The sequence below is a fragment of the Segeticoccus sp. genome (genome assembly GCF_035708005.1).
Genome location: NZ_DASSTI010000143.1, coordinates 1 through 11,502 on the forward strand (window position 1 = coordinate 1; position 11,502 = coordinate 11,502).

At 72.0% G+C, this 11,502-nt stretch carries 12 protein-coding genes; 4 read left to right on the top strand and 8 right to left on the bottom strand.

Features of this window, described 5'->3' with window-relative positions; all coding sequences use genetic code 11:
* The 6 genes from VFL99_RS14010 to VFL99_RS14035 all read right to left on the bottom strand — a co-directional run.
* Positions 1–326 (bottom strand): hypothetical protein (locus VFL99_RS14010; RefSeq protein ID WP_325106990.1); only part of this gene is annotated, 326 nt, incomplete at its 3' end.
* 71 nt (positions 327–397) lie between these two features.
* A complete protein-coding gene (locus tag VFL99_RS14015; protein ID WP_325106991.1) occupies positions 398–1,111 on the bottom strand; it encodes a lysophospholipid acyltransferase family protein in 714 nt (237 codons plus the stop codon).
* Entirely contained in the window at positions 1,108–2,148 is a 1,041-nt protein-coding gene (locus tag VFL99_RS14020) for an NAD-dependent epimerase/dehydratase family protein (RefSeq protein WP_325106992.1), read from the bottom strand. Before VFL99_RS14020 ends, VFL99_RS14015 begins: the two co-directional genes overlap by 4 nt.
* Before the next feature lie 5 nt (positions 2,149–2,153).
* On the bottom strand, positions 2,154–2,564 hold the full coding sequence (locus tag VFL99_RS14025) for a VOC family protein (protein WP_325106993.1): 411 nt from the start codon (positions 2,562–2,564) through the stop codon (positions 2,154–2,156).
* Positions 2,530–2,859, bottom strand: a complete 330-nt coding sequence (locus VFL99_RS14030; RefSeq protein WP_325106994.1) for a CBU_0592 family membrane protein — start codon at positions 2,857–2,859, stop codon at positions 2,530–2,532. Before VFL99_RS14030 ends, VFL99_RS14025 begins: the two co-directional genes overlap by 35 nt.
* 193 nt (positions 2,860–3,052) lie before the next feature.
* Positions 3,053–3,457, bottom strand: a complete 405-nt coding sequence (locus VFL99_RS14035; protein ID WP_325106995.1) for a VOC family protein — start codon at positions 3,455–3,457, stop codon at positions 3,053–3,055.
* A 265-nt stretch (positions 3,458–3,722) separates the two neighbouring features.
* On the opposite strand from VFL99_RS14035, the gene VFL99_RS14040 reads away from it, so the two are divergent.
* The gene (locus VFL99_RS14040) at positions 3,723–5,057 is read left to right on the top strand and encodes a cytochrome P450 (RefSeq protein WP_325106996.1); all 1,335 of its coding nucleotides are present in this window, start codon (positions 3,723–3,725) and stop codon (positions 5,055–5,057) included.
* Positions 5,058–5,062: 5 nt separating this feature from the next.
* Complete coding sequence (locus tag VFL99_RS14045; RefSeq protein ID WP_325106997.1) at positions 5,063–5,983, top strand: DMT family transporter; 921 nt, start codon at positions 5,063–5,065, stop codon at positions 5,981–5,983.
* Between the two features lie 34 nt (positions 5,984–6,017).
* Here VFL99_RS14045 and VFL99_RS14050 read toward each other — a convergent pair whose 3' ends face one another.
* Entirely contained in the window at positions 6,018–6,824 is an 807-nt protein-coding gene (locus VFL99_RS14050; RefSeq protein ID WP_325106998.1) for a helix-turn-helix domain-containing protein, read from the bottom strand.
* 122 nt (positions 6,825–6,946) lie between these two features.
* Positions 6,947–9,448 (bottom strand): ATP-dependent Clp protease ATP-binding subunit, encoded by a 2,502-nt coding sequence (locus tag VFL99_RS14055; RefSeq protein ID WP_325106999.1) that lies wholly within the window; start codon positions 9,446–9,448, stop codon positions 6,947–6,949.
* Positions 9,449–9,644: 196 nt separating this feature from the next.
* Here VFL99_RS14055 and VFL99_RS14060 point away from each other — a divergent pair, with 196 nt between their 5' ends.
* Positions 9,645–10,430 (top strand): (Fe-S)-binding protein, encoded by a 786-nt coding sequence (locus VFL99_RS14060; RefSeq protein ID WP_325107000.1) that lies wholly within the window; start codon positions 9,645–9,647, stop codon positions 10,428–10,430.
* A partial coding sequence (locus VFL99_RS14065; RefSeq protein WP_325107001.1) for a lactate utilization protein B occupies positions 10,430–11,502 on the top strand: 1,073 nt, incomplete at its 3' end. The genes VFL99_RS14060 and VFL99_RS14065, both read left to right, overlap by 1 nt.

Sequence of the window (11,502 nt, forward strand, 5' to 3'; positions counted from 1 at the left end):
GGCGGGAGCGGCGGCGCGGGAGCGGGTGGAGTCTTCCGCTGGGACGCGATCGGCTGGTCGTAGTCGGTGCGCACGATCGCGTCGACGACCTGCTCCTCGGTGTAGTTCTCCGAGCCCTCGATCACCGGCACGAATCCCACGAGCACGCCGTCGCGCATCACCTGCGCCTCGAGTCCGGCGGTGCCGTCGGAGTCCCACGTGGCCAGGCGGCCGTGCGGGAGCTTGACGTTGACCCCGAACTGGTGGACGCCGACGCGGGCGAGCTCGGCATTCGTCCCGCGGGCGCGCAGGGCGTCGACGACGCGACGGGCCTTGTTCTCCTCCATGGTGGTGCCGAGCCTACCCAGCGCACCGCTGTGGCTGCGTACTCCCGGGGCGCGTTCTCCCACGGGGGGCCTCAGCGCCGGCGGGCGGCCACCGTGACCTGCCGCGTGACGGCGGCCATGACCCGCTCGGTGGCGGCAACGAGGTCGGCGGCGGTGGTCGACCGGGACAGCGTCAGTGGCTCGCCGAAGCACACGACGGCCCGCGCGCGACGCAGGGGCCAGCGCAGCAGGGCGGTACGCCCGAACCGCCAGACCTGCTGGGCGCCCCAGTGGCCGACCGGAGTCACGGGGACACCGGTGGTGGCTGCCAGCCAGGCGACGCCGGGACGCCCCCGTTCCGGGAGCTGGTCGCACCGGCGGGTGAGGTGACCCTCGGGGTAGATGACGACGCACTCCCCCCGCCGCAGCGTGTCGGCGGCCGCGGACAGCGTCGCCCCGTAGTCACCCGAGACGGGCTCCACCGGGAGCGGCAGGAGCAGCCGCGACACCCAGCCCACCACCGGCGCCTCGAGCAACCCGGGCCGCACGACGAAGCGCGGGATGCGCCCGCGGACCACGACCGTCACGCCCAGCACCAAGGGATCGATCACCGACAGGTGGTTCGCGGCGATGAGCAAGGGTCCCGAAGCCGGCAGCTCCGCACCCTGCGACTCGATGGTGCAGACCGGGGTCAGCAGCGCGCGCACGAGGAGGGCGACGGTCCGGAAAGTCCGTTCGCCCGGCACCCGGGCGACGGCACGTCTGCGGCGCAGCACCGCCGTCGGGGTCCGCGAGCGCCGCCTCACGGGGCCGTGGAACGGCGCCGGGGGTCGCGCGGCTGCTCCTGCGCGTAGTCCTCGAGGAGCTCACCCTCCTCGGCGCGGGTCAGCCCGGCCCCGCGCGACCGGTCCGCGCCTTCGGCGAGCTCCCACTCCAGCACGTCCGCGAGGGTCTCCTCCAGCGGTCGCAGGGTGAGCCCTGCGGCCCGGGCGGCGGAGTTGTCGCGGTCGGCGAACCCGGCATACTCCGGCTCGGGCAACCACAACGGCAGCGAACGCGGCCCCATCCAGGGCTGCACGTCGTGCTCGGTGAGCCAGTCCTCCGGCGCGGTGACGAGCGCACCGTGGTGGTCGGCGACCGTGCGGGCGGCGTCCAGGTGCGCCGCGAACGGCACAGTCTCGCCGGTGGCGTTGAAGGCTCCGGCGGTGCCGGAGGCACCCGCGTCGACGAGCCAGGCCGCCAGGTCGCGGACATCGAGGACCTGGGTGGCGTGGTCACCGATGTCGGGGACCAGCACCTGTCCGTCCCCGGAGGCCGGCCGGGCCAGCCGCAGCGGCCAGTAGCCCGTCCGGCCGGACACGTCTCCCGGACCGCCGATGAGCCCAGCGCGGGCGACCAGCACGCGGTCCTGCCCGAAGGCCCCGAGCACGTGCTGCTCGCAGGCCACCTTGGCCTCGCCGTAGGTCTCCATGTTCTCCATGACGTCGCCGCCCAGCGGCGGGAGCAGCGCGGCGCTCTCGTCCGCGCCGGGAGTGGCGTGGTCGGCATACACGTTGAGCGAGGAGACGAACACGTAACGCCCGCAACGGTCATGCAGCGCCTCGGTGGCGCGGCGGACGTGCCCCGGCTGGCGCGCCACGTCGACGACCACGTCCCAGTCGGTTCGGCCCACCAGGTCGTAGGCTTCGGCGTCGTCGCGGTCGGCGCGCACGAGCGCTGCCCCGTCCGGAGGCGAGCCGGAGGTGCCCCGCGCGAGGCAGCTGACCTCGTGGCCGCGGGCGAGCGCGGCGGTCGCGACCTGTCCGCCCAACCAGGCGGTGCCGCCGAGGACCAGGAAGCGCACGGCGCTCAGCTGCTGTGGCCCTCGAGCCACGCCTCGGGCCGGGTTGGTTCGAAGAGCTCGACGAGGTTGCCGGCCGGATCCTCGACCAGCAGCTGGTTGCCCCCCACGCCGCTGATGATGTCGCTGCGGAGGCGGATGCCGGCGCCGCGCAGCTGGGCGGCGAGGTCCTCCAGGCCGGTGACCTCCAGCGAGAAGCGGTTCCAGCCGCCGGGCTCGGGATTGGTCCCGTCCGGCATCGCCTGACCGCCGCCGCCCTGCAGGCTGGGGGCGCTCAGGAGCAGCCGCAGGTCGCCGTGGGTGAGCATCGCGAACGTGTCCGCCGGGTGCAGCTGCTCACGGAACCCGAGGTGCTCGGTGTAGAAGGCGATCGCCTCGTCGACGTCATTGACGATGTACCGAACGCTCACGGTGGCCATCAGCCTGTCCTTCCGTCGTGTCCTCCTGCACCGTAGCGTGGCCCCGGCCGTCGCCGCGGTGCGCCACCTTGCGCCCCATCGACCACCAGGAGACCAGCGCCCACACCCCCTCGAGCAGCAGGAACCCCCAATCCCGCCCGAGCCAGGCGAGCACCGCCAGCGCCGAGGACCCGAGGGCGTTCAGCCACAGGTAGCTCCACTGGGTTGGCGACATGCGGTTCGCCTGCACCGCGGCGAAACCGGCGAGCACGAGCAGGGCACCGACCACCTGGATGATCTGCGACGGGTCAGCCATGACGACCTCCTGGACCACAACCGTCGTCGTCTCCGGGTACGGCTGCCCTCGTCCGGGGTCACGTCAGGTCCGACGCTCCACCTCCACAGATAGCACGAAGTCGACGTCGGGCAAAAGCGGTGCCGGGCCCGGAACCGCGGTCCGCCCCGGGCCCACGTCGCCGCTCGACGCAGACCCGGGGCGAGAGGGGCCCTCAACCGGCCTGGCCGGCATACGTGCCGACGCTCCAGATGACTCCCTCCGGGTCGGCGACGCTGAACTCTCTTGAGCCGTAGTCGGTGTCCTGTAGCTCCCGCACCACCCGGGCACCTGCCGCACGGGCCCGGGCATACAGCTCGTCCGGTTCCGCGCAGACAAGGTATGCCGACCCGGCCGCGGGCGGCTGGTCGCTCAGGGGCGAGCCCGCGCGGCGGGAGCCGAGCATCACGCCGCCACCGAGCGGCCCGCGCAGCTCGGCGTGGTGGATGGTGTCGCCGTCGGCGTAGCGGACCACCTCGGTGAAGCCGAGCGCGTCGACGAGGAAGTCGATCGCCGCCGGTGCGTCGGTGTACTGGAACGTCGGCCAGACGCCGACCGTCGTCGTGGGTGTGTGCGTCATCGCTGGTTCCTCCGTGATGTCGACGGGGGGCGACGTGTTTCGCCCCTGCAGGTCCCATCGTGGTGCGCCTGTCCCTGCCGGGTCTTGAACGAAGGGGAACGACGCCCTGCCCGGAGCCACCTGCTCGGCAGTCACCAGCGTTGGTGGGTCGTGAGGGCGAGTCGCGACCAGATGCCGACGGGGCGGGCCTACGATCGCCATACTTGAGGTCACCGCGCCCTGGCCAGTTCAGGCGGAGGGGCGCCGAGGGGCACGGGAGGACCATGTGGGGACGCTGGGCATCGGCGCGGTGAAGCGCTGGGGTGGCCGGCGGGCGTGGGGCAAGGTCCTCTCCGGGGAGAACCCTCTGCTCTTGCGCGTGCTGCCCCGGTCCTTCTTCCTCCCCCTGCAACGTCGAGGGCTGGACCCGGTGCCCGAGTGGACGGAGCGGGCCGACACCGCGCCGGTGCACCGGTGGGCCTCGGTGCTCGGGATGCGGCTCTGGCTGGCGACCGGGTACGACGAGGTGCGCAGCGTCCTGGCCGACACCGACCGGTACAGCAACGACGTCCGGCAGCTGGTCCGGCGCACGGAGGCCACCGGGTCGGAGGCGATCGGCGGTCTCGGCTTCACCGATCCCCCCGACCACACCCGGCTGCGCCGCTACCTCACGCCGGAGTTCACCCGCCGTCGGCTGGCGCGGCTCGAGCCGCGCATCGAGCAGATCGTGCACGAGCAGCTCGACACCCTCGAGCGCGCGGCCGAGGGTGACGCGCCGATCGACCTGGTCAGCGGGTTCGCCTTCCCGGTGCCCTTCCGGGTGATCTGCGAGCTCCTCGGCCTGTCGATGGAGGAGTGCGAACAGTTCCGCACGCTGGGTCAGGCCCGCTTCGACTTCAGCGGAGGCGCCCGTGGGCTCCTCGGCGCCGCCGCACCCACCAGGGAGTTCCTCATCGGGGTCGCCGCACGGCAGCGGCAGCGCCCCGGGGAGGGGCTGATCGGTTCCTTGGTCAGGTCCCACGGCGACGAGCTCGACGACGTCGAGCTGGGCGGGCTGGCCGACGGCCTGTTCCTCGGCGGCTACGAGACCTCAGCGAGCATGCTGGCCCTGGGGACGATGGCCCTGCTGCAGGATCCCGCGCAGTACGCCGCCCTGTGCCGCGAGCCGGACGACGTCGAGCGCCTCGTCGAGGAGCTGCTGCGCTACCTCTCCGTGGTCCAGGTCGCCTTTCCGCGGTTCGCCCGGGTCGACCACGAGCTGGGCGGCCAGCGGATCCGGGCGGGCGACGCCGTGGTCTGTTCGCTGGCCGCCGCCAACCACGCCGAGCAGTTCGGCCCCACCCGGCAACGCCTCGACACACAGCGTGTCGGGCCCCCCGGCCACCTCGCCTTCGGCCACGGCCCACACCGCTGCGTCGGTGCCGAGCTGGCCCGGGCGGAGCTGCGCATCGCCTTCCGGGCCCTGGTGGGCCGGTTCCCCCACCTCAGCCTCGCGGCGGACCCGGCCGAGCTGCAGTTCCGCCCGACGTCGATCGTCTACGGCCTGGAGTCGCTGCCCGTGCGGTTGGGCCAGCCCTCCACCAACCAGCCACCCTTCTCCGCGGCGACGGCGAGGGCCTGACGACCGTGCCCCCGCTTGCACCCGACCTGGGCCCCGCGATCGTGGTGGCGGCCCTGTCGGCGTGCGGGTTCTCGCTGTCCTCGTCGCTGCAGCACCGGGACGCGAGCGGTGCGCCGGAGCACGTGCGCGGCCCGATCCGGCTCATCGGCTACCTGCTCACGCGCCGGGCGTGGCTGCTCGGTGTCACCTTGGGTGTGGCCTCGTTGGTCCTGCACGCCCTCGCCCTGCGCCTCGGACCGCTGGCCGTGGTCCAGCCGCTGATGGTGAGCGGCGTGGTGCTGGCGGTGGTCGTGCGGGCCGCGCTCGATCGCCGCACCCCGTCCGGCCGGGAACTGTCCGGCGTGCTGCTGACCGCTGCGGCCCTGGCCGGTTTCCTGGTGGTCAGCCGGGCCCAGGACCACCACCGGCTGCCGCACGGGAGCCATGCGGTGGGCTTCACCGTGGCTGCGCTGCTGGTCGTCGTGGGCACCGCCGTGACGGCCGAAAGGCTCCGGCAGCCCACCCGCAGCGCCATGCTGTTCGGCGTCAGCACCGGAGTCCTGTTCGGCCTCACGGCCGGGCTGCTCAAGGTCGTGGTGACGCAGGCCCAGCACGGTGGCATCCCCGGGGCGGCGCTGTCCTGGGAGCTGTGGGTGTTCCTGCTGGTCGGGGTGAGTGGCACGGCACTCAACCAGCGGGCCTACCACCGCGCGCCACTGGCCGTCTCGATGCCGCTGCTCAACATCATCGATGTGGTGGTGGCGCTGGGGTTCGGCTGGTTGGTCTTCGGCGACGCGGTCGCCCACGACCCGCTCACCGTCCTGGCCCAGCTCGCCTGCCTGACCGGGATGGCCCTGGGACTGCGCCTGATCGCCGTGACGGCCGAGCAGCCGGCCGGCGAGCTGCCCACCCGCCGGCCCGCCACGCCCACGCGTGCGGCCGGGTGACGGCGACACCGCGCCTCGACCTGAACCGCAACGGTCAGCGGGCGTCCGGACCGGCGAGGCGCAGCGGGTCCTGCAGCAGCGACACTGGCGGGCACCCGGCGAACGCCGTGAAGTCCCGGGTGAAGTGGGCCTGGTCGGCGTAGCCGGCGTCGGCCGCGATCGCGGCCAGCTGCGGCCGCGGGGTGGACGCGAGCAACCGTTGCGCGCGGTCGAAGCGCAGCACCCGGCGCACCCGGCTCGGCGACAGCCCGAGCTCGGCACGGAACCGGCCGGACAGGTGGCGCCGGGAGCAGCCGACCTCACGGGCCAGCTCCTCGATCCGGACCAGGCCGTCGGCGCCGGCGAGCCGGCGCCAGGCGTGCGCCACCTCCGGCTGCGGCGCGGCTGCCTCGCCGAGACGCCGCTCGACCTCGGCCAGGACGAGCTCGAGCCGGGCCACCCCGTCGCCCTCCTCGTGCAGCTGCTCGCGCAGCCGTACCGCTGCAGTCCCCCAGACGTCCTCGAGCGCGACCGACCGGCGGACCAGCTCGCTCGCCGGCATCCCGAACACTGCTCTGGCCGCCAGCGGGTCGAGGTCGAGCTGCACCCCGCTCATCCGCCCCTCGTGGCGGATCAGCGAGGCCGTGTCGTCCAGCCCGGCCACCATCGCGTCGAACCGGCCGCGCCGCCCGGACCCGTCGGTCACGTCGAGCGGCTCCTCGAGGGTGACGATGAGGGTCAGCCACCGGCTCGGGACGCCGCGGTGGGCACCCGCCGGCATCCCGGCATACCGGTAGCCCACGGCCCGCCCGATCGGGCCGCGTCCCGGCGCCGACCGCACGTGCGAGGTCTCAGCGACCATGCCGTGACCCTACGTCGGAACCCACCCCGCGGGCACGTCCCCGGACAGACGTATGCCGGCCGCCCACCTGACGGTGAGCGGCCGGCATACCGGGGGTTCAGCGAGGAACTACCGTGAGGACGTCACTCCTGGGTGGCCTCGACCGGCGGGGCGTCCGGGACGCGCGAGTGGGGCGTGCCCTTGAAGGTGAACTGCGCCTCCTTGCCCTCGCCCTCGGTGTCGACCACCACGACCTCGCCGGCACCGATCTCGCCGTAGAGGATCTTCTCGGAGAGCATGTCCTCGATGTCGCGCTGGATCGCCCGACGCAGCGGCCGCGCCCCGAGCACCGGGTCGTAGCCGCGCTTGGCCAGCAGCTTCTTGGCGGACGCGGTGAGCTCGATGCCCATGTCCTTGTCCTTCAGCCGCTCGTCGAGGCGGGCGACCATCAGGTCGACGATCGCGACGATCTCGTCCTCGGTCAGCTGCGGGAAGACGATGGTGTCGTCCACCCGGTTGAGGAACTCGGGCCGGAAGTGCTGCTTGAGCTCGTCCGTGACCTTGTTCTTCATCTTCTCGTAGGACGTCTGGGTGTCGCCGCCCGGCGTGAAGCCGAGCGAGACGCCCTTGGCGATGTCCCGCGTGCCGAGGTTGGTGGTCATGATGATGACGGTGTTCTTGAAGTCGACCACCCGGCCCTGGGAGTCGGTGAGCCGGCCGTCCTCGAGGATCTGCAACAGCGAGTTGAAGATGTCGGGGTGGGCCTTCTCGACCTCGTCGAAGAGCACGACCGAGAACGGCTTGCGCCGCACCTTCTCGGTGAGCTGGCCGCCCTCCTCGTACCCCACGTAACCGGGAGGCGAGCCGAACAGCCGCGAGACGGTGTGCTTCTCGGAGAACTCGCTCATGTCGAGCTGGATCAGGCTGTCCTCGTCACCGAAGAGGAACTCGGCCAGCGTCTTGGCGAGCTCGGTCTTGCCGACACCGGTCGGCCCGGCGAAGATGAACGACCCACCGGGACGGCGCGGGTCCTTCAACCCGGCGCGGGTGCGCCGGATCGCCTGGGACAGGGCCTTGATGGCGTCGTCCATGCCGACGATCCGCTTGTGCAGCTCGTCCTCCATGTGGAGCAGCCGGCTGGACTCCTCCTCGGTCAGCTTGAACACCGGGATGCCGGTGGACGCGGCGAGGACCTCGGCGATGAGCTCCTCGTCGACCTCTGCGACGACGTCCATGTCGCCGCTGCGCCACTCCTTCTCGCGCTGCGCCTTCTGCTCGAGCAGCTGCTTCTCGTCGTCCCGCAGCGACGCGGCCTTCTCGAAGTCCTGCGCGTCGATCGCGGACTCCTTCTCGCGGCGCACGTGCGCGATCTTCTCGTCGAACTCGCGCAGGTCCGGCGGCGCAGTCATCCGGCGGATCCGCAACCGGGCGCCGGCCTCGTCGATCAGGTCGATCGCCTTGTCGGGCAGGAACCGGTCGTTGATGTAGCGGTCGGCCAGGTTGGCCGCCGTGGCCAGCGCCGCGTCCGTGATCGAGACGCGGTGGTGCGCCTCGTAGCGGTCGCGCAGCCCCTTGAGGATCTCGATGGCGTGCGCGAGGTTCGGCTCGTTGACCTGGATCGGCTGGAACCGACGCTCGAGCGCGGCGTCCTTCTCGACGTGCTTGCGGTACTCGTCGAGTGTCGTCGCGCCGATGGTCTGCAGCTCGCCCCGGGCCAGCATCGGCTTGAGGATGCTGGCGGCGTCGATCGCGCCCTCGGCGGCCCCGGCACCGACGAGGGTGTGGATCTCGTCGATGAACAGGATGATGTCGCCGCGCGTCCGGATCTCCTTGAGCACCTTCTTCAGGCGCTCCTCGAAGTCACCGCGGTAGCGGCTGCCGGCGACGAGCGCGCCGAGGTCGAGGGTGTAGAGCTGCTTGTCCTTCAACGTCTCGGGCACCTCGCCCTTGACGATGTCGGCGGCAAGACCCTCGACGACGGCGGTCTTGCCGACGCCCGGCTCCCCGATGAGTACCGGGTTGTTCTTCGTCCGTCTGGAGAGGACCTGCATGACCCGCTCGATCTCTTTCTCACGACCGATGACGGGGTCGAGCTTGCCCTCTCGGGCGGCCTGGGTCAGGTTGCGGCCGAACTGGTCGAGCACCAGCGACCCGCTCGGGGTCGCCTCGGCGCTGCCGCCGACCCCGGCCCCCTGCGGCTCCTTGCCCTGGTAGCCGGACAGCAGCTGGATGACCTGCTGCCGCACCCGGTTGAGGTCCGCCCCCAGCTTGACCAGGACCTGCGCCGCGACACCCTCACCCTCGCGGATGAGGCCGAGCAGGATGTGCTCGGTGCCGATGTAGTTGTGGCCGAGCTGCAGTCCCTCTCGCAGGGACAGCTCGAGCACCTTCTTGGCGCGGGGGGTGAAGGGAATGTGCCCGGTCGGGGCCTGCTGACCCTGGCCGATGATTTCCTGAACCTGCTCGCGCACGGCGTCGAGCGAGATGCCCAGGCTCTCCAGAGCCTTGGCGGCGACGCCTTCTCCTTCGTGAATGAGGCCGAGCAGGATGTGCTCGGTCCCGATGTAGTTGTGGTTGAGCATGCGCGCTTCTTCCTGCGCCAGCACCACAACCCGCCGGGCCCGGTCGGTGAACCGTTCGAACATCGTCTGCTCCTCGCTATCGAGATACCTCGATGCTATCTGTGCTCAGGGGCACCAGTACCCGCGCCGTGCGGGACCGATGCACGATCGGGACAACGCCGCGCTGCTCCCCCCTGTTCCACCGCCTTGAGCCGCACCGGCTCATGTTCGCCGTCAGCGGAAGAGGCGACAGGGTGGACAGGGGCGGCAGACTGGGGCCATGCGGATCGGACTGTTCGTCACCTGTCTCGGCGACGTGCTCTTCCCCGACGTGGGCAAGGCGACCGTCACGATCCTCGAACGCCTGGGCCACCAGGTCGTCTTCCCGGCAGCACAGACCTGCTGTGGCCAGATGCACACCAACACCGGCTACCAGCAGGATGCGCTCGGTCTGGTCCGTCACCACGTGGAGGTGTTCGAGGCCGCGCTGGAGGCGGATGTCGAGGCGATCGTGGCCCCGTCCGGGTCGTGTGCCGGGTCGGTGCGCCACCAGCACGCGACGATCGCCCGCCGGGCCGGGGACGAGGCGCTGGGGGCGCGGGCCGAGAAGGTCGCCGACCGCACCTATGAGCTGTCCGAGCTGCTGGTGGACGTGCTGGGCGTGACCGACGTGGGGGCGAGCTACCCGCACCGGGTCACCTACCACCCCACCTGCCACTCGCTGCGCCTGCTGCACGTGGCCGGCGAGATGGTCGGGGCCACGCGGCAGGGCCCGGACAAGCCGTTGCAGCTGCTGCGCGCCGTGCGGGGGATCGACCTGGTGGAGCTGCCCGCGGCGGAGCAGTGCTGCGGCTTCGGCGGCACCTTCGCGATCAAGAACGCCGAGACCTCGACGGCGATGCTGGCCGACAAGATGAGCAACGTGATGAGCACGCACGCGGAGGTGGTCACCGCCGGGGACATGTCCTGCCTGATGCACATCGGCGGGGGGCTGGGCCGGATGCGCACCGGCATCCGCCCGGTGCACCTCGCGGAAGTCTTGGCGAGCCAGCAGGGGGTGGCCTGATGAGTGTGTTCCTCGGTATGCCGAGCACGGGGGTTCCCGGACCCGTCGCCCCTGCCGGGGTGGGTCACCTCAGCGGCGACGAGCCGTTCCCGCAGGCGGCGCGGCACGAGCTGCGTGACGCACGGCTGCGGCGCAACCTGGGCCACGCGACGCGCACCATCCGGGCCAAGCGCGCCGCGGTGGTGGACGAGGTGCCGGACTGGGAGCAGCTGCGTGACGCCGGCAGCGCCCTCAAGACCGCGACGATGGACCGGCTGCCCGAGCTGCTGGAGCAGTTCGAGGCCAAGGTCACCCAGCGCGGTGGTGTCGTGCACTGGGCCCGCGACGCGGCCGAGGCCAATCGCATCGTCACCGACCTGGTCCGGGCCACCGGTCAGGACGAGGTGGTCAAGGTCAAGTCGATGGCCACCCAGGAGATCGGGCTCAACGAGGCGCTCGAGGCCGCGGGCATCACGCCGCACGAGACGGACCTGGCCGAGCTCATCGTCCAGCTCGGGCACGACAGCCCCTCCCACATCCTCGTGCCGGCCATCCACCGCGGGCGGGCCGAGATCCGCGACATCTTCGTGCGGGAGATGCCCGAGGCGGGGCCGGAGCTGACCGACGAGCCTGCCGCGCTGGCCGAGGCCGCGCGGCGGCACCTGCGGCGGACCTTCCTGCGGGCCAAGGTGGCGATCAGCGGCGCCAACTTCGGCGTCGCCGAGACCGGGACGCTCATGGTGGTCGAGTCCGAGGGCAACGGGCGGATGTGCCTGACGCTGCCGGAGACGCTGATCACGGTGATGGGCATCGAGAAGCTCGTGCCGACCTGGCGCGACCTCGAGGTCTTCCTGCAGCTGCTGCCGCGGTCCTCCACGGGGGAGCGGATGAACCCCTACACCTCCACCTGGACCGGCGTCACCGAAGGGGACGGTCCCCAGGAGTTCCACGTCGTGCTGCTGGACAACGGCCGGACCCACGTCCTGGCCGACGAGCTGGGCCGCACCGCGCTGCACTGCATCCGCTGCTCGGCGTGCCTCAATGTCTGCCCGGTCTACGAGCGGACCGGCGGGCACGCCTACGGGTCGGTCTA